General features: G+C 39.2%; 28 protein-coding genes. 27 read left to right on the top strand and 1 reads right to left on the bottom strand.

Annotated elements, in window-relative coordinates; genetic code table 11:
- The first annotated feature begins 160 nt into the window (after positions 1-160).
- From IGI37_RS16560 to tnpB, 23 genes are all read left to right on the top strand, one after another.
- A complete protein-coding gene (locus IGI37_RS16560; protein ID WP_010769770.1) occupies positions 161-436 on the top strand; it encodes a BMC domain-containing protein in 276 nt (91 codons plus the stop codon).
- Between the two features lie 39 nt (positions 437-475).
- The gene (locus tag IGI37_RS16555; RefSeq protein ID WP_438763171.1) at positions 476-1,480 is read left to right on the top strand and encodes a DMT family transporter; all 1,005 of its coding nucleotides are present in this window, start codon (positions 476-478) and stop codon (positions 1,478-1,480) included.
- A 1-nt stretch (position 1,481) separates the two neighbouring features.
- Positions 1,482-1,766 carry a hypothetical protein gene (locus IGI37_RS16550; RefSeq protein ID WP_438763170.1) on the top strand — a complete coding sequence of 95 codons (285 nt, stop codon included), beginning with the start codon at positions 1,482-1,484 and terminating at the stop codon, positions 1,764-1,766.
- Between the two features lie 12 nt (positions 1,767-1,778).
- Positions 1,779-2,075 (top strand): BMC domain-containing protein, encoded by a 297-nt coding sequence (locus IGI37_RS16545; protein WP_438763169.1) that lies wholly within the window; start codon positions 1,779-1,781, stop codon positions 2,073-2,075.
- A 17-nt stretch (positions 2,076-2,092) separates the two neighbouring features.
- Positions 2,093-2,416 carry a BMC domain-containing protein gene (locus IGI37_RS16540; protein WP_438763168.1) on the top strand — a complete coding sequence of 108 codons (324 nt, stop codon included), beginning with the start codon at positions 2,093-2,095 and terminating at the stop codon, positions 2,414-2,416.
- Positions 2,417-3,862, top strand: coding sequence for an aldehyde dehydrogenase family protein (locus IGI37_RS16535; RefSeq protein WP_438763167.1), 1,446 nt, complete (start codon positions 2,417-2,419; stop codon positions 3,860-3,862). It begins immediately after the preceding gene.
- Between the two features lie 24 nt (positions 3,863-3,886).
- A complete protein-coding gene (cutC, locus tag IGI37_RS16530) occupies positions 3,887-6,418 on the top strand; it encodes a choline trimethylamine-lyase (RefSeq protein WP_438763166.1) in 2,532 nt (843 codons plus the stop codon).
- A gap of 17 nt (positions 6,419-6,435) precedes the next feature.
- Positions 6,436-7,386 (top strand): choline TMA-lyase-activating enzyme, encoded by a 951-nt coding sequence (gene cutD, locus IGI37_RS16525; RefSeq protein ID WP_438763165.1) that lies wholly within the window; start codon positions 6,436-6,438, stop codon positions 7,384-7,386.
- A gap of 12 nt (positions 7,387-7,398) precedes the next feature.
- Positions 7,399-7,743 (top strand): BMC domain-containing protein, encoded by a 345-nt coding sequence (locus tag IGI37_RS16520; RefSeq protein WP_438763164.1) that lies wholly within the window; start codon positions 7,399-7,401, stop codon positions 7,741-7,743.
- Positions 7,740-8,138, top strand: a complete 399-nt coding sequence (locus tag IGI37_RS16515; protein ID WP_438763163.1) for a EutP/PduV family microcompartment system protein — start codon at positions 7,740-7,742, stop codon at positions 8,136-8,138. Before IGI37_RS16520 ends, IGI37_RS16515 begins: the two co-directional genes overlap by 4 nt.
- A gap of 70 nt (positions 8,139-8,208) precedes the next feature.
- On the top strand, positions 8,209-9,351 hold the full coding sequence (locus tag IGI37_RS16510; RefSeq protein ID WP_438763162.1) for a 1-propanol dehydrogenase PduQ: 1,143 nt from the start codon (positions 8,209-8,211) through the stop codon (positions 9,349-9,351).
- Positions 9,351-9,905, top strand: coding sequence for a hypothetical protein (locus IGI37_RS16505; protein WP_438763161.1), 555 nt, complete (start codon positions 9,351-9,353; stop codon positions 9,903-9,905). Before IGI37_RS16510 ends, IGI37_RS16505 begins: the two co-directional genes overlap by 1 nt.
- Entirely contained in the window at positions 9,902-10,738 is an 837-nt protein-coding gene (gene eutJ, locus IGI37_RS16500; protein WP_438763160.1) for an ethanolamine utilization protein EutJ, read from the top strand. Before IGI37_RS16505 ends, eutJ begins: the two co-directional genes overlap by 4 nt.
- Positions 10,739-10,749: 11 nt before the next feature.
- Positions 10,750-11,043: a BMC domain-containing protein gene (locus IGI37_RS16495; protein WP_438763159.1), complete on the top strand. Its 294-nt coding sequence runs from the start codon at positions 10,750-10,752 to the stop codon at positions 11,041-11,043.
- A complete protein-coding gene (locus IGI37_RS16490; protein WP_438763157.1) occupies positions 11,037-11,300 on the top strand; it encodes a EutN/CcmL family microcompartment protein in 264 nt (87 codons plus the stop codon). Before IGI37_RS16495 ends, IGI37_RS16490 begins: the two co-directional genes overlap by 7 nt.
- 15 nt (positions 11,301-11,315) lie before the next feature.
- On the top strand, positions 11,316-11,915 hold the full coding sequence (locus tag IGI37_RS16485; RefSeq protein ID WP_438763156.1) for a cupin domain-containing protein: 600 nt from the start codon (positions 11,316-11,318) through the stop codon (positions 11,913-11,915).
- Positions 11,912-12,697 (top strand): BMC domain-containing protein, encoded by a 786-nt coding sequence (locus IGI37_RS16480; RefSeq protein WP_438763155.1) that lies wholly within the window; start codon positions 11,912-11,914, stop codon positions 12,695-12,697. Before IGI37_RS16485 ends, IGI37_RS16480 begins: the two co-directional genes overlap by 4 nt.
- 10 nt (positions 12,698-12,707) lie before the next feature.
- Positions 12,708-14,222, top strand: a complete 1,515-nt coding sequence (locus tag IGI37_RS16475) for an acetaldehyde dehydrogenase (acetylating) (protein ID WP_438763154.1) — start codon at positions 12,708-12,710, stop codon at positions 14,220-14,222.
- Between the two features lie 17 nt (positions 14,223-14,239).
- Entirely contained in the window at positions 14,240-14,893 is a 654-nt protein-coding gene (locus IGI37_RS16470; protein ID WP_438763153.1) for a phosphate propanoyltransferase, read from the top strand.
- Between the two features lie 21 nt (positions 14,894-14,914).
- A complete protein-coding gene (locus IGI37_RS16465) occupies positions 14,915-15,193 on the top strand; it encodes a BMC domain-containing protein (RefSeq protein WP_010769751.1) in 279 nt (92 codons plus the stop codon).
- Between the two features lie 61 nt (positions 15,194-15,254).
- A complete protein-coding gene (gene nox / locus IGI37_RS16460) occupies positions 15,255-16,580 on the top strand; it encodes a H2O-forming NADH oxidase (protein ID WP_438763152.1) in 1,326 nt (441 codons plus the stop codon).
- A gap of 667 nt (positions 16,581-17,247) precedes the next feature.
- On the top strand, positions 17,248-17,442 hold the full coding sequence (locus tag IGI37_RS16455) for a hypothetical protein (protein ID WP_438763150.1): 195 nt from the start codon (positions 17,248-17,250) through the stop codon (positions 17,440-17,442).
- Between the two features lie 19 nt (positions 17,443-17,461).
- Positions 17,462-17,653 (top strand): IS66 family insertion sequence element accessory protein TnpB, encoded by a 192-nt coding sequence (gene tnpB, locus IGI37_RS16450; protein ID WP_438763148.1) that lies wholly within the window; start codon positions 17,462-17,464, stop codon positions 17,651-17,653.
- Between the two features lie 281 nt (positions 17,654-17,934).
- Here tnpB and IGI37_RS16445 read toward each other — a convergent pair whose 3' ends face one another.
- Positions 17,935-18,237, bottom strand: coding sequence for a hypothetical protein (locus tag IGI37_RS16445; protein WP_438763147.1), 303 nt, complete (start codon positions 18,235-18,237; stop codon positions 17,935-17,937).
- A gap of 456 nt (positions 18,238-18,693) precedes the next feature.
- On the opposite strand from IGI37_RS16445, the gene IGI37_RS16440 reads away from it, so the two are divergent.
- The 4 genes from IGI37_RS16440 to IGI37_RS16425 all read left to right on the top strand — a co-directional run bounded on the left by IGI37_RS16440 (position 18,694) and on the right by IGI37_RS16425 (position 22,733).
- On the top strand, positions 18,694-19,182 hold the full coding sequence (locus IGI37_RS16440; protein ID WP_438763146.1) for a hypothetical protein: 489 nt from the start codon (positions 18,694-18,696) through the stop codon (positions 19,180-19,182).
- Between the two features lie 337 nt (positions 19,183-19,519).
- Entirely contained in the window at positions 19,520-20,149 is a 630-nt protein-coding gene (locus tag IGI37_RS16435) for a YitT family protein (protein ID WP_438763145.1), read from the top strand.
- A gap of 15 nt (positions 20,150-20,164) precedes the next feature.
- Positions 20,165-21,166, top strand: a complete 1,002-nt coding sequence (locus IGI37_RS16430; protein WP_438763144.1) for a LacI family DNA-binding transcriptional regulator — start codon at positions 20,165-20,167, stop codon at positions 21,164-21,166.
- Between the two features lie 223 nt (positions 21,167-21,389).
- Complete coding sequence (locus IGI37_RS16425) at positions 21,390-22,733, top strand: ABC transporter substrate-binding protein (RefSeq protein ID WP_438763142.1); 1,344 nt, start codon at positions 21,390-21,392, stop codon at positions 22,731-22,733.
- Positions 22,734-22,769 lie beyond the last annotated feature (36 nt).

Below are 22,769 nucleotides of genomic sequence, written 5' to 3'. Positions count from 1 at the left end.
CTCAATTAGCTTGAATTATTGAGAATAAGAAACTGTTATACCCGCTTTGTTTTCTGTACTATAACAAAAAAACTCGTTGACTGTACCCTTAGGGGGAGCAAATATGATAGTCCTATAAAAATAAAGCGTTTTAATAAAATGCGAAAGGAAGAATAAAATTATGAAACATGATGCATTAGGAATGGTAGAAACAAGAGGATTAATCGGATCAATCGAGGCAGCAGACGCAATGGTTAAAGCGGCAAACGTATCGTTAGTTGGTAAAGAACTTGTGGGCGGTGGAATCGTAACTGTTTTGGTTAGAGGTGATGTTGGTGCGGTTAAAGCGGCAACAGATGCAGGAGCTGCAGCGGCAGAACGTGTAGGTGAATTATTATCTGTTCATGTAATTCCTAGACCACATGCAGAAGTAGAATCAATTTTACCAAATAAATAATTTTACTTAAATTTTCGATGATGAAAGGAAAATGAAAAAATGGATAGTGGGAAAAGTGTTTCATATGTCAGTGCAGACACAAAAATGAAAGAAGCAAGTAAAGGCTTTCGAGTAAAAGGAATTACGAATGGACTTGTTTCAGGGATTACTTATGGTATCTACTCAACATTGGTGGTGGTTGCAAGTGGTTATAATCCATTAATTAGTGCGACAGGGATTCTGGCAGCACCATTTGTTTGTTCTGGACTAAATGATTTTTTTGCTGGAATTTTTCTATTATTTTATAACGCGAAACAAGGGAAATTAAAAGAACTTCGTCGAATGCTAGCAACAAAACCAGGGAAAATGCTTGTCATTGGATTTTTATTAGGTGGACCTGTAGCTAATGGTGCTTACCTGGTTGGTTTGGCGATGGCTGGGGCCTATGCAATTCCAATCTCGGCAACATGTGGGTTGTTTGGTGCTTTGTTCTCTTGGATTTTCTTAAAACAAAAACCGACGCCACGAATTATCTTTGGGATGATTGTTGTTGTAGCCGGAGCAATTACTATCAACATGGTGAAACCAGAAGGCGCACCAAACTTTACATTAGGAATCATTTGTGCGTTTATTGCAGCAATTTCTTGGGGCTTAGAGGGTGTCTTTTCAAGCTTTGGCGGGGCCATGATTGATACAGATGTTGCTGTAAATCTTCGCCAATTAATTTCAGGCTTGTTCGTTATTGTGATTATTTTACCAATTATCGGTGGCTTGAACTTGTTTGTTGGCACATTGGCAGCAGTCACACCTGTTTTATGGTTGTTATTATCTGGTTTAAGCGCCGGCGTATCCTTCTTAACTTGGTACAAGGCTAACGCAATGGTCGGCACGGCTGTAGGGATGTCATTGAATGTAACATATGCTTTTTGGGGCGTAATTTTCAGTGTGATTTTCTTAGGTCAAGCAATGACACCAACAATGGTGATTGGTTCAGTGGTCATAGTGATTGGCGCGATACTAGTAACGATGAACCCACTAGATCTATTCAGAAAGGGGGAAGCTTAACATGCTTTTACCTAGTCGAACAGCTGTATTGAATGAATTATATGGCGAAAAAGAGCTGAATGTAAATCAAATTATGACCAGATTAGAACCTATTTACGGACAAGAAAGACAGTTTAATAAAAAATTATATGTCGAACATGTCATGGCACTAGAGGCGAATGGATTAGTCGAGCTTACTAGTTATGAGGTAGATGAGAAAGATGAATTGGTTTGTTTTTATCGTATGACACAAGAAGGTCAGTCAACTGTTGAAAAGTATGTTGATAAGAAATATCGAAAAGCATAAGGGGGAAATCACTTGAAGTATCGTGGTGAAGAAGCTTTAGGATTAGTAGAAACAATTGGATTAGTACCAGCAATAAAGGCAGCAGATGAGATGTTAAAAGCAGCAAATGTGGAATTAATTTCCTATGAAAACATTGGCTCTACCTTAGTTACAATCATGATTAAAGGCGATGTTGCAGCGGTAGAAGCTTCTGTAGCAGCAGGGGCTAAAGTAGCCAGCGAGATTGGCAAGTTAACCGCACAAAACGTTATGCCTAGACCTATTTCGTATGTTGGAGACATTGTCTGCGTTCATGCTGTAGAGGATTAAATGAGGGAGGAAATCGAGTGAAAACATATGAAGCAATCGGTGCGATTGAAACATTTGGATTAATTTTTGTGTTAGAAGCTTGCGATGCAATGTGTAAAGCAGCTGACGTAGAATTGGTCGGGTATGAGAATGTAGCATCAGGCTATATTTCCGTTATCGTCCAAGGGGATGTAGCAGCCTGTCATTCAGCTGTGGAAGCTGGAATTGCTGCGGTAGAAAAAATGAACGCAGAGGTGTATAGCTCAGTCGTGATTGCCAGTCCGCATGCCGATTTAAATAAAATTATTGAACGCTATCAGTTAGTCAACCTTTTACCTGAAGAGGAGGGAGATGCATCATAAATGCATGATGTAGACAAAGATTTATTATCTATTCAAGAAGCGCGGATTGTTTTAGAAACGGCAAAAGACGCGCAGTATTTGATGAAAGAGTATGAACAAGATTTTTTTCATAACCTTATCCGAGTGATGATTCGCGAAATACGACCGTTGATTGGCGCATATGTTTCTTGTGAGATACAAGAAACAGGCAAGGGGTGCCAAAAAGAGAAAGAAGCCTTTGTTCTACGATTTTTGGAAGCAATGGAGGCCGAGGTTGGAGATAGAACCTATATCGGTGCCACAGCAAAAGATTCTGCGGGGAAGATTTTGCATGTAGGCGTTCCGTTAGGGGTCATTCCAGTTCTCTTACCTTCAGAAAATGTGGTGATTAACACCCTTTATAGTTTGTTTGCGGGACTTCAATCAGCCAATGCGATGATTGCTATTCCTCATGTGAAAGCGACAAAAACGGCGACACAAGTCATCAAAAAAATTCAACAGATTGGCCTTTCTAATGGGCTACCTAGAGGCAGTATCAGCTGCATTGATTATTTAACAGAATGTGGCACAAAAGAGATTGTCAATAGTCCAATAGCCGCTATGATTTTGGTTTTAGGGCAAAAAAAATATACCGACACAACCATTCCTAAACGACCGATGATCTATGGTGGCTCTGGTGCGACACCTGTCTTTATTGAACGTTCTGCTAACACACAAGCAGCGGTAAAAATGATTGTTGAAAGTCGAGCGTATGATTGCGGGTTGTTACCTGCTTCAGAACAGTATCTGATTGTTGAAAGCACGGTTGCAGAGGAAGTCAAAAAAGAATTGATTCAAAATGGTGCCTATTTCTTATCAAAAGAAGAAGAGACAAAGCTTGTGTCCTTACTACAGCCAAAGAATGATGGTATTCATGAGAGCTGTGTTGGAAAAAGTGCCGTATGGTTAGCTAAAAATGCCGGGATTTCTTTACCGCCAAGTACACGGATTTTAGTTTCTGAACAAAGTTATTTACATGATCAAGACCCATTTGTGAATGAAATGAGTTGTCCAATCTTAGCTTTCTATAGAGAACCTGATTGGCAACATGCTTGTGAGAAAGCCATCCATTTATTACAAGAGAAGAATGATGGTCATACGTTAGCGATTCATTCTAATGAACAAATGATTATTAATGAGTTTGCTTTGAAAAAACCAGTTGCACGAATGGTAGTCAATGCCGCAGCTAGTTTTTCTAGTATGGGACTTGGCTCGACCTTGCCACTATCTCCTATTTTAGGGGGCTTTACCAGAGGTCTAGGAATTAGTGCAGAGAATATTACACCAGCGAGCCTGACCTACACGCGTGAAATTAGCTATGCGTCTAATGGCTATTTTAAAGAGGAATCGACACGAGATAACATACATGATATACAGGTTCAAACACAATTACTTGAAAAAGTATTGAAAAAAATGTTGGAAAAATAATTTGTAGAAATGTGAGGGAACAAGATGGATATTAAAGAGTTCTCAGCAAAATTAGCTGAAGCAACCAAAGAATTAAGTGCAGAAGAACGTAATGCATTAATGAAGATGTTTGCCACTGTTGCAGATCACACAGAGTCGCCTTCTGAAAGCTATTCAGTAGGAGATGCAACGAGCGTTCCAAATGGCATTACTCCTCGATTGAGTGCGTTGAAGGAAAACTATTTACAGCAGGTTCCGACAATTACGACACATCGTGCGCGTGTGATTACTGAGCTTGCAAAAGAAAATCCAGGGATGCCTAAGAACATTTTACGGGCAAAGTCATTCAAACGTTGTTGTGAAACGGCACCGTTAGTGATTCAAGAAAATGAATTGATTGTTGGTGCACCAAACGGAGCTCCTCGTGCAGGATCATTTTCTCCGGATATTGCTTGGCGTTGGATGGAAGAAGAGCTTGATACAATTTCTTCTCGTCCACAAGATCCGTTCCATATTTCTGATGAAGATAAACGAATTATGCGCGAAGAGCTTTTTCCGTTTTGGAAAGGCAAATCAGTTGATGAACATTGTGAAGATCAATTTCGTGAAGCGGGTGTTTGGGAACTTTCTGGGGAATCATTTGTTTCTGACTGTTCTTATCACCAACTAAACGGAGGTGGTGATTCAAATCCTGGGTACGATGTTATCTTAATGAAAAAAGGGATGTTGGACATCCAGAGAGAAGCACAAGAAAAATTAGAGACATTAGATTATGCCAATCCAGATGATATGGAAAAAATCTATTTCTATAAAGCACAAATCGAAACAGCTGAGGGTGTGATGATTTATGCGAAACGGATGTCTGAATATGCAAGACAGCTGGCTGAAAGAGAAACAAATCCAAAACGTAAAATGGAATTGCAAAAAATTGCGGAGGTTAACGCAAAAGTTCCTGCCAACAAACCGGAAAACTTCTGGGAAGCCATTCAAGCTGTTTGGACGATCGAATCTTTATTAGTTGTTGAAGAAAACCAAACAGGGATGTCTATTGGCCGTGTTGACCAATATATGTATCCATTCTTCAAAAATGATCTTGACTCAGGTCGTTTAACAAACTATGAGGCCTTCGAATTAGCGGGTTGTATGCTAATCAAAATGTCAGAAATGATGTGGATTACGAGTGAAGGCGGTTCGAAATTCTTCGCCGGATATCAACCATTTGTCAACATGTGCGTGGGTGGAGTGACAAGAGAAGGTCGCGATGCAACGAACGAATTGACTTATCTATTAATGGATGCTGTTCGCCATGTAAAAGTGTACCAACCATCTTTAGCTTGTCGTATTCATAACCGTTCACCTAGAGAATACTTGAAAAAAATTGTAGATGTGGTACGTGCTGGAATTGGATTCCCTGCTTGTCACTTTGATGATACGCATATCAAAATGATGTTAGCGAAAGGCGTATCTGTTGAAGACGCTCGTGACTATTGTTTGATGGGGTGTGTGGAGCCACAAAAATCAGGTCGTTTGTATCAATGGACTTCAACAGCTTACACTCAATGGCCAATCTGTATTGAATTAGTCTTAAATCAAGGGGTTCCACTATGGTATGGGAAAAAGGTTTGTCCTGATTTAGGGTCAATCACAGCCTACAAAACATACGAACAATTTGAAGAAGCGGTGAAAGAACAGATTCGTTATATCACAAAATGGTCATCTGTTGCGACTGTTATCACACAAAGAGTCCACAGAGACCTTGCACCAAAACCATTGATGTCAATTATGTATGAAGGCTGTATGGAAAATGGAAAAGACGTTTCTGCTGGGGGAGCGATGTATAACTTTGGTCCAGGAGTTGTTTGGTCTGGCTTAGCGACTTATGCGGATTCAATGGCAGCAATTAAGAAATTAGTCTTTGATGAAAAGAAATACACGCTTGAAGAATTAAACAGAGCATTAAAAGCGGATTTCGTGGGCTACGATCAAGTACGTACAGACTGCTTGAAGGCGCCTAAGTACGGAAACGATGATGACTATGCTGATTTAATCGCAGCTGATTTGATTCATTTCACAGAAGCTGAGCATCGTCAGTACAAAACATTATTCTCAGAATTATGTCATGGCACATTATCTATTTCAAACAACACACCTTTAGGTCAGTTAACAGGAGCATCTGCTAATGGACGTAAAGCATGGGTGCCACTATCAGATGGAATTAGCCCAACACAGGGTGCCGATTTCAAAGGACCAACAGCGATTGTGAAATCAATCTCAAAAATGGCTAATGACACCATGAATATGGGTATGGTGCATAACTTCAAGATTATGTCAGGGATGTTAGATACCCCTGAAGGAGAAGAAAGCTTAATTACTTTATTGAAAACAGCAAGTGTTTTAGGTAATGGGGAAATGCAGTTTAACTATTTAGATAACGACACATTGTTAGCGGCTCAAGAACATCCTGAAGAATATCGTGACTTGATTGTTCGAGTTGCAGGCTATAGTGCATTCTTTGTTGAACTTTGTAAAGATGTACAGGATGAAATTATTAGTCGAACAATGTTAACTAAGTTTTAACAACGGGAGATGAAGAGATGGATACTCAAAACACAATGCTCATTGAGCGCTCGGCAATGGTCTTTAATGTTCAAAAATATAGCTTGTATGACGGACCAGGGATTCGCACAATTGTCTTTTTTAAGGGTTGTCCGCTGCGTTGCCAGTGGTGTGCGAACCCTGAAGGAATTGAACGGAAATTTCAAGTTATGTATAAAGAAAGTGTTTGTAGTGATTGCCACGCGTGTATAGATGTGTGTCCAATGGGTATCCATTACATTGATGAAGAAGGTTCCCATCAAGTTCGACGTGATAGAGCATGTAACGGATGTCAGGCCTGTGTAGATGTGTGTCCAATGGCAGCATTGAATATTACAGGTGAAATTAGAACAATCTCTGAATTGATGGAAGTTATTCATGAAGATGATATGTTTTATGAGCAATCTGGTGGCGGTGTGACCCTTAGCGGAGGGGAATGCACCGCACAACCAGAGGCAGCTCTTGCACTATTGCAAGCCTGTAAAGCAGATGGATTACACACAGCGATTGAAACTTGCGGGCATTCAAGAATGGACCGAATACTGGCGATTGCCGAATATGTCGATTTGTTCTTGTTTGATTTAAAACATATGAATCCAGTTAGACATAATGAGCTTACTGGGATTAGCAATGAAAGAATTTTAGAGAACCTGAAAAAATTATTAGAAGAAGGGCATCAGATTCAAATCAGAATGCCGATGCTGAAGATGATTAATGATAGTCAAGAAGAGATTCAACAAATTATTGACTTCTTACTTCCTTATAAAGACTATTCCAACTTTGGGGGAATTGATTTACTGCCGTACCACAAGCTAGGGGTGAATAAATATGGTCAGCTTGGCATGGAATATCCTGTAGAGGGAGACCCCTCTTTGTCAGAATCAGACTTGGATCGAATTGAAGGCTGGATTAAGGATTACGACTTTCCTGTTCGCGTTATTCGACACTAAAGAGGTGAAAAAATGTCTGAAATTATAGCACAACGAGTCATTGAAGAATCGGTTCCAGGAAAACAAGTCACTTTAGCACATGTGATTGCAGCACCTATCCAAGAGGTTTATGAATCGTTAGGTGTCGAAAATAATGGTGCTATCGGAATTTTAACTATTTCTCCTTATGAAGCCGCAATTATTGCTGCCGATATTGCCGGAAAAAGTGCCGGAGTGACGGTTGGATTTTTGGACCGATTTACAGGCTCTGTTTTATTAAATGGTGATGTTGAAAGTGTCGAAGTGGCGTTGGAATCAGTGGTCTCCGGATTAAAAAATTTATTGGATTTTGAAGTAGTTTCTGTGACGAAATCATGAAAAAACGCCTCTTGATTATTGGTGTTGATGATGATGAAAATCGTAAGCTAGCTCAAAAAATTGAAGAAACCGATCAGCCAATTCGGAAAGTAGCCAATCTTCTCTACACCAATAAAACAATCCTAGTACCAGATGCGTACCTTGAGTGTCCATGGATGCATAAGCACATTATTGCCTTACAACAAGAAGCAAGTGAAGTGTTGTTTTTGGTTTCCTTAAACAACAAAAAACGCTATCCACCAGGTTTTGCGCGAGTCTTTAGAGGGCCTAGAAAAGGGATTATTGTGAGCGGCACAAACAAAATAGTGAAAAAAACAAAGAAGCAAGCGGAAATTGAGCTTGCAGAAATTGGTTGCTTACCGCCGTATCTAACAATCGAGTTCGAAGAGGAGTAGTAGCAAAACTTGTAAAAAGATGCGTTAAAAGTGAATGAAACATAACTAATGAATGAAAGGAGGAGATTACTTGACTAAGCAATTTAAAATGCCGACCAAAATTATTACAGGTGTAGGTAGCTTAAAAGAATTGGGGAATTTATCTATTCAACAGCCCTTACTTATCTGTGATCCCTTTATGGTAGAAAATGGTACGGCTACTAAAGTCGTTCAACTATTTGAAGACAACCAAATGACTTGTCCAGTATTTTCAGAGATTATTCCTGATCCAACTATCGAGATTGTGACTAAAGGTTTGGTTGAGGTCATTAAATATCAACCAGATAGTTTGATTGCACTAGGTGGTGGTTCTGCAATGGACGCAGCCAAAGCAATCCGACAAATGGTTCAAACGGCAGATAAAACAACAGAACTCCAACTGATTTGTCTCCCAACAACAAGTGGAACGGGAAGTGAGGTAACAGCATTTTCGGTGATTTCAGACCCAGCAAATGAGGGCAAATATGCCTTGGTGGATGAGCGAATGATTCCAGATTTGGCGATTTTAGACCCCGAACTTACGGTAAGTGTTCCAAAAAATGTAACGGCGGATACGGGTGTTGATGTTTTCACTCATTGTATGGAGGCTTTGGCTTCAACCGATGCGACAGATTTTACAGATGCCTGTGCTGAAAAAGCCTTGCGCATGATTTGGGAAGAGCTTGTTGGTGTGTTTAACGAAGGAGACGATTTGGCCTTAAGAGAGAGTATTCATAATGCTTCTTGTTTGGCAGGAATTGCCTTTAGTGAAGCGTCATTAGGTATTTGTCATAGTTTGGCTCATGCCTTAGGTGGAAAATTCCATATTGCTCATGGTCGCGCGAATGCCTTATTACTTCCTCACGTGATTAGCTATAACGCTGGATTGGATTTGACAGAAGAGTGCCCGAGTCTATTGGTTTATCAAAGAATTGCCAATTTACTTGGCTTCACTGCGGGGACTCCGAAAGCTACGGTGCATGCGTTTATTTCAGGCCTGAATCGCAAACTGAGACAATTAGACATTCCAAAAACAATTGGTGAATGTGGGCTTGATCTTGAAAGGTATGAAGCAGCAATTCCTGAGATGGCTGAAAAAGCGTTAAAAGATCCATGTACGTTAACGAATCCTCGAAAAGTAACGCAAGAAGAGCTAGAAAAAATCTATAAGGGGTTACTAAGAGGTGGCTATTAATGCATTTTATTACGGAAAGCGAGCTAAGAATCACGTATCGAAACGCACCTTTTCAAGAATTTACTTTAAAGCCTGAGGAACGGTTAACACCAGAAGGAAAACAGTTTCTGATTGATAAAAAAATCAGATTAATTGAGGCACAAGCGTTAGAAAACGGGCTGGAAACAGTCGGAGAGACACCGTTACCAGAGTTTTTGTTTTATAAAGAGTGGCTTTCTTGTGAGTTGTATGAAGCTGCGATTTTAGCGATGGATTATTCTGTGACGATGAGTCAAGAGTTATTACAGCTTGCACAAGAAGTCAACGAAGGTTTAACAAAAGAGGTGAACGAAACAAAAGTGGTCTGTGACAAAACAGACTTTGGGTCGGAAGCTTTTGAGTTAGAGGCAGTTCATTTATTTAGTCGTTATGGGAAGCTATTAATCAAATTTAAAAAAATTGAAGAATTCATTCGATTAATCCATACCAAGTATCCGCAATGTCACGGAGTTTTACAGAGAATCAATACACAGCTGAACGAATTTAGAAAACAATTAGTGGGAGCCGGTCAATGAAAGAGTATATAGAAGAATGTAATCAATTTGTTGCTGAATTTGAACAAACGATTCAAAAGCCAAAACTGCATCCTTCAAGCATTTATTATACAGGAGTCGATTTGGGAACAGCCTGTGTGGTGCTTGCTGTTCTAGATGAAAACTATCAACCAGTTGCCGGCGCTTATCGATACGCGGATGTCGTACGAGATGGCATGATTGTTGATTATATCGGTGCAGTAGAAATCGTTAAAGAATTGAAGGCGGAGATTGAAGAGAAATTAGGTACTGAACTTGTGTATGCGGCGGCTTCATTACCGCCGGGTACAGATGAGCTTGATGGTGGCGTCATAAAAAACGTCGTTCAAAGCGCCGGATTTGAGTTAACGAATCTGTTAGATGAACCAACTGCTGCTAACCAATTGTTAAAGGTGGCAGAAGGTGCCGTTGTTGATATTGGTGGCGGAACAACGGGTATCTCAATTTTAGAGAAGTCTGAAGTGGTGAAGGTGGCGGATGAAGCAACTGGCGGTACACATTTATCCTTGGTGATTGCGGGTTCTTATAAGTTTTCATTTCAAGAAGCGGAAGCCTATAAACGAAATCCTAAACATCATGATGAGTTATTGGTGACATTAAAGCCAGTAATCGAAAAAATTTCTTCGATTATTGTTCAACAAACGAAAGGGTATGAGGTGCCTGCTATATATTTGGTAGGTGGAACGGCTTGTTTAAAAAACATTGAACAAGTTATCCAAAAATCAACGGGGATTAAGACCTATAAACCTGTCAATCCAATGTTTATTACACCATTAGGAATTGCGTTAAGTTGTACAGATCAACTGATAGGATAGGAGGGGAATTGATGGATTGTCGAATTATCAAGTCACCTGGAGAAGGGACATTAGCGATTGTCAATCGTCGAAGAGGCTCTAAGGAAACACTTGAGAAGCCAGGTGCGATTGGTCTGGTTCAAGGAAAGCTTATTGAGATGGTCTGTGCAGCTGACGTTGCTGAAAAAGCGGTGGGCGTAACTGTTGAAGATATCCGTGGCAGCTGCCCACAAAACGTCGTGATGTTAGCAATATTCGGCGATACTGCCTCAGTGACTGCCGCTATTGAAGAGATTCAAAAGAAAGAGAAGGCCAAAACATGGTAATTGCAAAGTTGATGGACACAATTTGGGCTACTCGTAAGTCTGAAAAATTAAATGGTTTAAAGTTGATGATTGCAGAAATTTCTGGCGGTTCACGAGATGGCGAACGACTGATTGTCTGCGATGTGATTGGGGCTGGAATTGGCGATCGGGTCATTGTAACTACGGGATCTGCGGCCAGAAGAATGCTTGAAGATGATCTCATTCCAATTGATGCGGCAGTTGTTGGTATTGTCGACGAAAGTTGCGAATCTGCATAAGGAAAGTGTGACAGAATGAAAAAATTAATTAGCCTAAAGGAAATAGAAAGCTACCATGATGAAGGTGCGACCGTCATCTTTGTGGATAGTCAAACCATTATTACACCCGCTGCCAAAGATTTAGCTGAAGAGTATCATATTGAGTTTGAAGAACGAGCCTGTTCAGAAGCGGAGTGGACGTTAACAGAAACAAATGGTTTTTCAAAAGAAGCTTTAGTTGCTTTATTAAAACGTTTTTTAGCAGAAACGGGGAATCAGCCCTATGAAGCTAGCTATCATGAGAGTGGTTTAAAGATTGTTAAAGGAAACACGGTGAAATTACAGCCTGTAGCAGAAAATGGCGCTATCAGGAGTCAAGAAATTGTCGCTGCAAAAGAGCAGGGCTTGACGACGAATCTTCTCTCACTTGAAAACACTTGTTACCGTGAGAGAAGTGGTCAAGAGTCAGTCAATTATATTCTTTCAGGTACGGTTGAGCTGATGATTTCTGGCGAACGATTGATAGCTAACCAAGGAGATACACTCTTTATTCCAAAAGGCACAGAAACGGACTGGGTAGTCAAAGGTGCGGCCTCTGTGTTCTCAACAAAAGTCAAGGAGGCGAGTCATAAATGAAGCAAGCAATTGGGATGATTGAAACACAAGGCATGATTGGCATGATCGAAGCAGCAGATGCCATGCTTAAATCATCAAATGTTCATTTATTAGGCAGTAGCCAAGTTGGTGGTGGCATAAATACGGTCATGATTGAAGGCGATGTTGCTGCTGTAGAAACGGCCATTCAATCAGCTAAAGCGAGTGTCAGCCTGCTGGGAGAGAAGATTCTTCTTTCTGGACATGTAATCCCTCGACCTGAGATTACCCCAGAGACGTTTGTTGCCCGTAAGAAAGAGCAACCAGAGATCACTGAGGAGAATCAGATACAAGAGGGGAAAGCAACGTCTGGTGAAACAACCGTTGTTGCGCAAACAAAAGAAAATAAAGCAGCAACAAAAGAACAATCGAAAAAATCAGTGGAAAAAGCTAAAATGACTGATAAAAAAGCGGAAGAAACCGCCCAAAAAACGGCAAAAGAACAACCTAAGAGACAAGAAAAGATAGTCAAACAAGAGAAAAAGCCGACTGAGTCCGCGACGGTTCCTGAAAAAATTCTCAAGGTTGTGAAAGAAGAGTTGAAAAAAGAAACGACAACCTCGCTAAAACAAACCGAGACTCCTGTTAAACAACCAGAAAGCAAAGAACAGCTTCAAGAGAAATTTCAGAAAATGAAAGTCGCTGATTTGAGAAAATTAGCGAAAGAACAAAAAGGATTTAGTCGTCCCAAAAAAGAAATCTATCACATGAGCAAAGCGAAACTAATTCAAGCCTTGATTGATTCCTTAATTATAAACGAATAGAGGGTTTCAGATGGAAATAGTTGATAAAGATTTACGTTCAGTACAAGAAGCTCGTGACCTAACGAGAAAAGGAAAAGTTGCAGCCAACCAAATTGCAACATTTACAGAGGAACAAATTGACCGCATTTTACAAAATATGAAAGCTGCAGCAAGCAAACACGCGGTAGATTTAGCGAAACGAGCAGTTGCAGAAACTGGTTTCGGTAAAATCATGGATAAAGCTTACAAAAACCATGCGGCATCAACCTTGCTATATGAAGAAATTAAAGATCAAAAAACGGTAGGCATCATTGATGAAAACCAAGCAAACGGCACTTTTGATGTCGCTGAACCAGTGGGACTTGTATTGGGAATTATTCCTTCAACAAATCCGACTTCAACCGTTATTTTTAAAGCGATGATTGCTTTGAAATCAAGAAATGCGATTGTCTTCTCTCCACATCCATCTGCATTAGACTGTACAAAAAAAGCAGCAGATCTATTAAACAGAGCAGCTATCGAAGCAGGGGCACCAGAAGGAATTATCAGTTGTCTCTCTCTTCCAACCATGGCTGGCACGAATGAACTGTTGCATGCGAAAGAAGTAAGCATGATTATTGCAACAGGTGGACCAGGAATGGTGAAAGCAGCCTACAGTTCTGGTAAACCAGCATTAGGTGTAGGTGCCGGAAATTCACCTGCTTACATTGAAAAGACAGCAGATGTTAAATCAGCAGTAGCGAAAATCATGGCTTCCAAAACTTTCGATAACGGAACGATTTGTGCTTCTGAGCAATCAATCGTCTGTGAGCATTCAAATAAGGATGCAGTGGTTCGCGAGTTGAAAGCACAAGGCGGATACTTTATGTCTAAAGAAGAAACGGACAAGGTTTGTCAGTTACTCTTTAAAAATGGTTACGCGATGAATGCTAAGTTCGTGGGTCGCGATGCACAAGTCATTGCTAAAGCTGCCGGAATCAGTATTCCAGAAGATACGAAAGTACTGATTGGTGAGCAAGGTGGCGTTGGCGCAGGGTTCCCTCTTTCATTTGAAAAATTAACGACTGTCTTAGCCTTTTATGTGGTAAATGATTGGGAAGAAGCGTGTCAGTTAAGTATTGATTTGTTACAAAATGGGATTGGTCATACGATGAGTATTCACACAAATGATCGTGACATTGTTCTGAAATTTGCTGCAAAACCTGCATCAAGAATTCTAGTCAACACAGGCGGAAGCCAAGGTGGGACAGGAATCAGCACTGGTTTACCGATTTCATTTACATTGGGATGTGGAACATTTGGTGGAAGCTCAGTGTCAGAAAACGTGGGGCCTAAGCACTTATTGAATATCAAGAAAGTGGCTTATGGTTTGAAAGATGTGACGACCTTAGCACAAGATGATCCGACCTTTAACTATGAAACAGGCTGCTCGGTTGCACCAGAAGCTGGACAACAGCTAAGTCAACAAACAGCGGTTCAATCAGATCCTGAAATAGAAGATCTAGCAAAAATGGTTCGTCAAGTATTGGCGGCAATGAATCAATAACGAAGAGAGCGAAGACGATGGAAAACTATGAAGATCTACTAGGTGTGTTATTAGAAAAACTCGCACCAGCGCTTCAGAATCAAGAAGTGAATCAAGAGAGTAAAGAAATTCCAGTAGGGATTTCTAATCGACATGCTCATCTGTCTCAAGCGGATGTCGATAAGTTATTTGGTGTGGGGTATCAATTAACCAAATTAAAAGACCTTTCTCAGCCTGGGCAATACGCGTGTAAAGAAATGGTGATTATTGCAGGACCTAAAGGCGTAATTGAAAAAGTGCGGATTTTAGGACCAGTCAGAAATCAGTCACAGGTCGAAATTCTACAGAGTGACTCGTTCAAACTAGGGATTAAAGCACCTCTTCGTTTATCTGGAGATTTAGCAGGTTCGGCAGGTGCGACGTTGATTGGACCAAATGGCTCAGTTGAGTTGAAGGAAGGTCTGGTTGTTGCGAAAAGACATATCCACATGCTGCCTGAACAAGCGAGAAGGTTCGGCGTTACAGACGGCGAAGAAGTGACTATTAACTTCTCTGGCCCAAGAGGTGGCTCCTTAAATCAGGTAGTCATTCGCGCAGTTGAAAATTCAGGTCTTGAGTGTCATATCGATACAGAAGAGGCCAACGCACTTGGTGTTACACCAAGCACAAAAGTTGTTATCCAAAAAAATTAATATAAATCGGAGGAAATTATAATGAAATCAGATGCTTTAGGAATGGTAGAAACAAAAGGATTAATCGGATCAATCGAAGCGGCAGACGCAATGGTTAAAGCGGCTAACGTCTCATTAGTTGGTAAAGAAATGGTCGGTGGCGGAATCGTTACTGTAATGGTTCGTGGCGATGTTGGTGCGGTAAAAGCAGCTACAGATGCCGGTGCAGCAGCAGCTCAACGTGTTGGTGAGTTATTATCTGTTCACGTAATTCCACGCCCACATGCTGAAGTAGAAACTATTTTACCAGCACAAGCGTAAGCGTAAAACAAAAAGGTGAAGAACGTTCTCGTGCTTCACCTTTTTATATAGGAGGAAACGGATGAAGACGGTAATTATTGGCACAAACCACGCTGGAATTGCAGCGGCAAATGTATTGTTATCTCAAGGATGTGATCATGAAGTAGTCATGATTGATAAGAATTCCAATATTAGCTATTTGGGCGCTGGAACGGCTTTGTTGGTCGGCAGAATGATTGATTCACACGAAGAACTGTTCTATACAAACAAAGAAGAGTTTGAGAAAAAAGGGGCCCGCATTTCGTTAGAGACAGAAGTCGAAATGATCGATTTTTGTAATAAGAAAGTTTATTGCAAGAACCAAAAAGAAACCTACTGTGAAACTTATGATAAGCTTATTTTGGCGACAGGCTCCCGTCCTGTCTCACCGAATGTTCCTGGAAATGACTTGAAAAATATTCATTTCCTGAAGACGTTCCAAGATGGTCAGGCAATTGAGGCTTTGCTTGAACAGCCAAATATCAAAAATGTAGCCGTTATAGGTGCTGGTTATATTGGTGTCGAGATTGCAGAAGGATTGCAACGTCGAGGTATGAATGTTCATTTATTCGATGGAGAGCAAGGGGCTTTATGTAGCTATTATGATCCTGAGTTCTCAACAGAGATGGATCGAACTTTAGCAGAAAATGGCGTTAAGCTTCATTTTGGCGAAATTGCTACAGCTTATAAGGGGCGTGAAGCGGTTGAGGCTATTGTAACTAACAAACGAGAGTATCCAGTCGATTTGGTTGTTAATGCGATTGGCTTTTTACCAAATAACACGCTTGGGCAAAATCATTTGGAAACCTTTAGAAATGGCGCTTATTTTGTGGATGCAACACAACAAACAAGTGATCCAGATGTCTATGCAATAGGTGATTGTGCCACAATTTATTCCAACGCTTTACAAAAAGAAACCTATATTGCTTTGGCAACAAATGCCGTACGTTCTGGTATCGTTGCAGCACATAATATTGCTGGCATCAAATTAAATGCTATTGGCGTCCAAGGCTCTAACGGGATTTCAATTTTCGGATTACACATGGTATCTACTGGTGTGACGCTTAAAGCTGCTGAAAAATTCGGCATGGACGTGTCATACACAGACTACGAGGATTACCAAAAGCCAACCTTTATGAAAGAAAATGAGAAAGTAAAAATTCGCATTGTCTATGAAAAAGCGACACGTCGCGTAGTCGGCGCCCAAATATCTTCGAAAATGGACGTTTCAATGGCTATCCACATGTTCTCATTAGCAATTCAAAAACAAGTAACGATTGACGAGTTGAAACTACTAGATATTTTCTTCCTGCCACACTTTAACCAACCATATAACTACATTACAATGGCAGCAATGTCAGCAGAATAATTAGTAGTACAAATTCAAAAAGAAAAATGTAACAAACCAATTTTTATACCAAAATAAAGTCAGAAAGCCACTCGCAAAAGCTTTCTGGCTTTTTGCCAGTCCCGCTTGTATAAGACCCTCTAGCGGGATGGTAAGCGTGAGGCGATAAAGCAAAATGGAACATTTTGCCCCCACTTTTTTTAATTAGGTAAATGCTAGTATTCACAGATAAGTTCAGGAAGTGACACTCGTCTATTGGAGTTTTCGCTAATAAAAGTGAAGAATCGCATCCAAAATTCCTTCCACCAAAAAGTTTATAGTCTGGCCGCAAGCAGCTCACCGAGAAATATTGGTGATCTCATTGCTAAATGGACTCAAACCGGCTGTACATACTTGGGAAACAGCCGGTAATTCCCCATCTGCCTCTAGGGACTACAGAACTTTTTGGTTCCAGGAATTCCTCCTGCTAGATCTCGTACATTTTGAAGAAAGGCGGACAATTCGGGCATAAAAAAGCCCCTACTTTCCTGAATATATTTGTACAGATTGCCGTATAAAATCACATTCACCTGTTCCAAAATAGCTGTCATACACGTCGACGCACCGGTAGACTTTCGCACAACTAGCGAAAAAAAGGCCCTCCTATTCGCTGTAGGAGGGTCTTTGTACTTGTCTCGGAGGTGTTTGTTTGACTAAGATAAACGAAATTGTGCCCATTCAGCTTCACACGCAACCAGACCAGAAACAAAATCAAAAAGTAGCGAGTGCGAAGCTAGCTGCCCGAATAAAAAGAAAAGCTGGTTCTAAAATACATCGTTATAATGGTGTCAGTAATTATATTCTTGCCGTAGCGCTTAGGGAATTGAGAGAACATACTTCTTGATTTTACTAAAGTAAAGAATTTGTCTATCGTCACTGGGAAAACAGACCTTCGTCGTGGAATTGACGGATTGGCGAATCTCATCCAACAAGAGTACGAGTTAGATGTCTATTCAGATGCCCTCTTCCTTTTTGCGGTCACCGATGTGATTGCTTCAAGATTTTGTATTGTATTGGGTTGGTGTTGGATTTCTCCTGTACTACAAATGCTATAAATCTTTCTGTGGAAGAGAAATGACTTAAGGTCTCTCAGTGTATTCCAAATTTCACAACATGATTATTGCCAAATCATAGCACGTAAATTGGGTGCAGTAATTGTATTTACTATATAAATGGGAAGTATACTTGGTTATTCAGATAGCGTGTTGGGGTTGCTAAGCACATTTGTGGTGGATACAAGCAATTTTATCTAAATGTCATGAATATTACCTGAAAAATGAAATTAATGTTAGGTTTACTTTCCCAATCTAGACACCGCTAAAATTTTCTACAGATACTAAATAAAATATTTAGCAATTAGAACTATTGCCAAAATTAAGAGGGGATAAAAAATCCATTTATTCGAAAAATTCAGTGTATATCCGACGCCCACACCCATTGGAAGAATTAGTTTGTTCTTATCCTTAGGATCAAGCGACGTTAACTTACTCATAATTAACGCGGCGATAATTATGAGGGCTAAGCAAAATGGAGAAATATCAATCTGCTTCTCTACAGGCATTCTGTCATGATATACTTGAAGGACAATAGGAACCGCACAGATACAAGCTCCCAAAAAATAATAAATTAATTTTTTCATCTTCTCATCCCTTTGCTTGTTAGTTCTGATTTATCTGTAGTTTCTCCACATGACTCTTAAATATTTCTAGACTCTACAATGATCTTAGTTTAATCTTATTTACAAATCTTATTTGGATATCCTCAATAGCTTCATTGTAGTCCCTTAATGTAGCATTAACAATACTTTTATTGTTACAGATATAGGCACACATTTGGTAATGATAATAAAATTTTGGTATTTGGAGATTTGAATGCCACATTAAGATAGTGGAATGAACTAGTGAGCCTTAGCTGTTAGTCCTAGTTGTGCAGGATCATTTAATTGAGCCATGAGTAGTAACGAATAGACACATAAAGTCCAAGCAAACATTATGAGCATTTGTATAATATGAATATTCCCTGTTATAATAATTCTCATATATAAAAAAGAATCTAGGAAAATAGCAATCATGTAGCACAACGTTATAAAAGGTAAGTGCCTAATACCAATTCAATTGATATTATACATGACTATCTAATGAAAGTTGACAGTTGGACTCACTATGAAATTGGATTATTTAATAACTGTATGTTTGCATTTGATTTAGCTTTTATAGAAACTGTGCTCCCAAAGGCTGTTAAAAATTTGAAGAAATATCATAGTATTCGCTCGAATATCAGTGAGTCGTTTCAGATGCTTGGAAATCTTATGACTGTATATCTATTGAATCATCGCATTGGTGAAGCTAACAGACTTTTAAAGGTTATGAAGAGTCAGCCACTTGAAGAAGAACTAGTATATGAACGACTACTGTTGGAGTATTTTACAGGAATAGTGGACATTATTTTTAAACAGAATGAATACGGACGACAAATGGTTATGAATGTTTTTAACATTTTTAAAACCTTAGAAATGGATACGCATTATAATATGTATCAAAATTTCTATTACGAAATCTTATGCATATATAAAGTAAGTACCTAATAAATTAGTTTCTATAATACAGATATTCGCAAGACAACACAAATAGCTTGGTTTCTCCAATTTCTGGTAGAAATCAGGCTATTCTTTGTTTGTCTGCTTCCTCACGAAGTAGTTTTTTACATTTAACTTACAGACAAGCGCTAGCTGCCAGTCCCACTTATGCAGGAGCATTTAACTGAGCCGTGAGTAGTAACCGATCAGACGCTAGCGGAACATTTTCATTGGATAAGACTTAAAAATTTACTGAATGTTCACTAAACTATTGATTGTTATAGCTGATTAGTGCTATATTTTACTATATTAAAGGGAAAATAGTTTCATATCAGGAGATGACAAAATGAAGAAGGTGCAACCAGCCCAAGAGAATGGGAGATTTATGGTAGAAGCTAAAGCGATTGTGAAAATAGTCTTTGGAAATATTTTGTTGGGGTTTGCTTATGCAAAGTGGATGAAGCCTAATGGAATAATAAATGGCGGTGTAACAAGCATGGCGATGATTATAGAGAAAGTAACAGGGATCCCAATCTTCTATCTCACTTCTTTACTCACACTGTTGCTGTTATTGTTTTGTCTGGTATTTTTAGGGAAAGGAAATTTCTTTAAATCGATTATCAGTAGTATCTGTTACAATCTGTTTTTTGCCCTATTTTATCTTATAGACGTTAGCTTTCAAATGAATATCGTAGTTGATTTTCTTTGTGCTAGTCTGTTTATTGCAGTGGGCTATTATTGTTGTATCTCTGCAAATGCATCTACGGTTGGGATGGATGTTATTGCGTTAGCGGTCAACAAAAAATATCCTGAATTTAGTGTTGCTCGTGGAATTCGTTACATAAATTTTGCTGTACTAGCTTTAGGATTTTTCACTTATGGGGTAAAATCAGTAGTGATAGGTATTTTATTTAGTTTAGTAAATTCATATAGTTTGGATTTTTTATTAAAAAAAGGAACAGCAATCAAAGAATGAAAAAGAGGTGTCTAAATGGCGACAATTAAAGATATAGCAGACTTGGCAGGCGTATCAAAAACGACTGTTTCTAGGGTCTTGAATTTTGATAAGGCATTATCGGTTAGTGACGAAACAAAAAAGAGAATATTTGAGGCAGCAGAAAAATTAGAGTATACAAAGTACAAACGAAATCGGGTCATTGAGAAGGGGAAAGTCGCAATAGTTCAGTGGATGACAGAAAAAGATGAGCTAGATGATGTCTACTATCTTTCATTGAGAATGAGTGCCGAAAAGAAAATTTTGGATGAGGGGTATGAGATTGTCCGATATTTTCGCAATGATGAGTTCTCTTTTGATGAGGATATTATAGGCATCATTTCTATAGGCGAGTGTTCGCCAGAGCAACAGCAAACGTTAATTGATTTTACAGATAATTTGGTCTTTGTTGGCATGGATATTTTATCAGCCAAATATGACTCTGTTTCTTTGGATTTTGATCAAGCTGTCAGTAGTGTTGTGGACTTTTTTTGTGACACAGGACATGAGAATATAGGCTTCATTGGTGGCTTAGATTATGGGAAGACCTTGTCTAGTCATCCAATTGGTAAAGATAAACGGACGACTTCGTTTGAGAAATATGCTACGTTAAAAGGACTATATGTGCCAGAGAATGTTTTTCAAGGAAACTTTGATGTTGAAAGTGGTTATGAGATGATGAAAGAAGCGATTCATACACTAGGGGATAAGCGCCCAACAGCCTTTCTTATGGCTAATGACCCTCTTGCAGTAGGTGCGTTACGTGCGCTTCAAGAAGAAGGGATATCCGTGCCTGAGGAGGTTTCTCTAATTGGTTTTAATGATTCGAGTATCGCCAAATATGTCTTTCCTACGTTAAGCTCCGTTCGAATACATACAGAATTAATGGGTGAGGCCAGTGTAGAATTACTGTTAGAAAAACTGGAAACGGAAAGAACCGTTGCGAAAAAACTAATTATTGCCACTGAATTAAGCTTACGAGGAAGTACAGGGAACTAAGAAGTAGGTGTTTGCTGTCAAACATAAGTCTAAAAAAATAGCGTAACAGGTGAGAAAGTCCTCTAATAGTATGAAAAAGGATATGTCTATGACAGACATATTCTTTTTTTGTACAAAAAGTTCAGTAAATTTTTAAAAAAGTTCACTAAACTTATTGACTTTGTATTTAGAAGCGTGTATTCTATGAAATGAATAAAGCGTTTACAACTATGGAGGGGATATTATGAAACTGAAAAAAATGTTAGGTAGTGCGTTAGGATTGTTGCTGATAGCTAGTTTGGCGGCTTGTGGAGGCGGCGATTCTAAAGGCGCTTCAAAATCTGCAGATTCAGCAAAAGATCTTGCAAAAGAAGAACGTGTCGAAAAGGCAAGTATCGAAGTGTATATGCCAAAAGGAAAGAATACAGACTATTTGCAAAAATCCATTGAACTCTATAACAAAAAGTACAACACTGAATTAGAGTTAAAACCCGTTGATGTTGCACCGGCTATTCCGATGGTTCAAAAGGTTACACCTAAATTAGTGGCTAATGAAAAAATGCCAGATTTAATCTTTTTACAAGACAGTAACGCAGGTTCAGTGTTCGAGAAGTTTGAAGACTTGTTTTACTCATCAGAAGATTTTGGGTTTGTAAAAGATTACGGAAAAGACTTCTACAAAGCAAAAATGAACATGTTAGAAAACATTGCCCCATCGAAAAAAGTCTATGGTTTCCCGAATGACTGGGGAAATGCTTCAATGTTTTATAATGAGGCAGCTTTTAAAGAAGCAGGAGTTGATATGACGACTGTAAAAACTTGGGACGAGTTAATTGATGCTGGCAAGAAGTTGAAAGAAAAAACGGGTAAGAAATTATTGTTCATGAGAGATACTGGTGAGCTAGATTTAGTTAAATATTTGACAGAACAACAAGGTGTTTCTTTGTTTGATAAAGAAGGGAATTTGAATCTTTTAAACGATGCAGTAAAAAAATCGTATGAAATTATCCAAAAACTTCAAGATGAAGATCTGGTTGCTTATGGAAATTCCAAAGACTATACAGTAATCGGTCAAGACTGTGGCACTATTTTTGCAGGTGGTTGGTTAGCTTCTTATCAAGAAGGGGATTACCCTGATGATAAAGGTAACTGGCGAATTGGCGCAATTCCAGCTGTCAATCCAGATGAAAACTTTGCTCCTATGAGTGGTGGTTCAAGTTATTATGTGCCGAAAAAATCTGATAACGCGTTAGCTGCATTACAATTTATTACGTTTGCTTTGACCGATAAAGAAGCTTTAGATTCTTACATGGAATTAAGTGGACTACCAGCGAATACGAAAGCTTATGAAAGTGAAGCTGCTCAAAAAGAGTTTCCATATTATGGCAATCAAAAAATCTTGGTTACTTTAGATGAAATTAGCAAAAACAGTGTTGAAGGATATGCGTTCCCTTACTCAGCTGACTTAGATAATTATATTGAAGCTGCAAGCTATGAGATTAAGAATAACGGTGTTTCTGTAGAAGATGCTTTAAAGAAACAAGCCGATGATTTTGCTTCAAAATATAATGTAAAAGTAAACGAGTAGACAATTACGGGCTAGGATAGTGTAGGGACACTTTCC

Source organism: Enterococcus sp. AZ194 (assembly GCF_051713825.1).
Taxonomy (GTDB): domain Bacteria; phylum Bacillota; class Bacilli; order Lactobacillales; family Enterococcaceae; genus Enterococcus_K.
The sequence above is the reverse complement of the archived record's forward strand: the minus strand, read 5'-3'. Positions and strand labels throughout refer to the sequence as shown.

Bases quoted from the DNA above. Each gene is read 5' to 3' on its own strand.
- IGI37_RS16470 (WP_438763153.1), top strand. From the start codon at position 14,240: ATGGAAAACTATGAAGATCTACTAGGTGTGTTATTAGAAAAACTCGCA.
- cutD (WP_438763165.1), top strand. From the start codon at position 6,436: ATGGATACTCAAAACACAATGCTCATTGAGCGCTCGGCAATGGTCTTT.
- IGI37_RS16490 (WP_438763157.1), top strand. From the start codon at position 11,037: ATGGTAATTGCAAAGTTGATGGACACAATTTGGGCTACTCGTAAGTCT.
- IGI37_RS16505 (WP_438763161.1), top strand. From the start codon at position 9,351: ATGCATTTTATTACGGAAAGCGAGCTAAGAATCACGTATCGAAACGCA.
- nox (WP_438763152.1), top strand. From the start codon at position 15,255: ATGAAGACGGTAATTATTGGCACAAACCACGCTGGAATTGCAGCGGCA.
- IGI37_RS16445 (WP_438763147.1), bottom strand. From the start codon at position 18,237: ATGAAAAAATTAATTTATTATTTTTTGGGAGCTTGTATCTGTGCGGTT.
- cutC (WP_438763166.1), top strand. From the start codon at position 3,887: ATGGATATTAAAGAGTTCTCAGCAAAATTAGCTGAAGCAACCAAAGAA.
- IGI37_RS16550 (WP_438763170.1), top strand. From the start codon at position 1,482: ATGCTTTTACCTAGTCGAACAGCTGTATTGAATGAATTATATGGCGAA.
- IGI37_RS16555 (WP_438763171.1), top strand. From the start codon at position 476: ATGGATAGTGGGAAAAGTGTTTCATATGTCAGTGCAGACACAAAAATG.
- IGI37_RS16430 (WP_438763144.1), top strand. From the start codon at position 20,165: ATGGCGACAATTAAAGATATAGCAGACTTGGCAGGCGTATCAAAAACG.
- IGI37_RS16515 (WP_438763163.1), top strand. From the start codon at position 7,740: ATGAAAAAACGCCTCTTGATTATTGGTGTTGATGATGATGAAAATCGT.
- IGI37_RS16485 (WP_438763156.1), top strand. From the start codon at position 11,316: ATGAAAAAATTAATTAGCCTAAAGGAAATAGAAAGCTACCATGATGAA.
- IGI37_RS16535 (WP_438763167.1), top strand. From the start codon at position 2,417: ATGCATGATGTAGACAAAGATTTATTATCTATTCAAGAAGCGCGGATT.
- IGI37_RS16425 (WP_438763142.1), top strand. From the start codon at position 21,390: ATGAAACTGAAAAAAATGTTAGGTAGTGCGTTAGGATTGTTGCTGATA.
- IGI37_RS16520 (WP_438763164.1), top strand. From the start codon at position 7,399: ATGTCTGAAATTATAGCACAACGAGTCATTGAAGAATCGGTTCCAGGA.
- eutJ (WP_438763160.1), top strand. From the start codon at position 9,902: ATGAAAGAGTATATAGAAGAATGTAATCAATTTGTTGCTGAATTTGAA.
- IGI37_RS16560 (WP_010769770.1), top strand. From the start codon at position 161: ATGAAACATGATGCATTAGGAATGGTAGAAACAAGAGGATTAATCGGA.
- IGI37_RS16465 (WP_010769751.1), top strand. From the start codon at position 14,915: ATGAAATCAGATGCTTTAGGAATGGTAGAAACAAAAGGATTAATCGGA.
- IGI37_RS16495 (WP_438763159.1), top strand. From the start codon at position 10,750: ATGGATTGTCGAATTATCAAGTCACCTGGAGAAGGGACATTAGCGATT.
- IGI37_RS16475 (WP_438763154.1), top strand. From the start codon at position 12,708: ATGGAAATAGTTGATAAAGATTTACGTTCAGTACAAGAAGCTCGTGAC.
- IGI37_RS16480 (WP_438763155.1), top strand. From the start codon at position 11,912: ATGAAGCAAGCAATTGGGATGATTGAAACACAAGGCATGATTGGCATG.
- IGI37_RS16435 (WP_438763145.1), top strand. From the start codon at position 19,520: ATGAAGAAGGTGCAACCAGCCCAAGAGAATGGGAGATTTATGGTAGAA.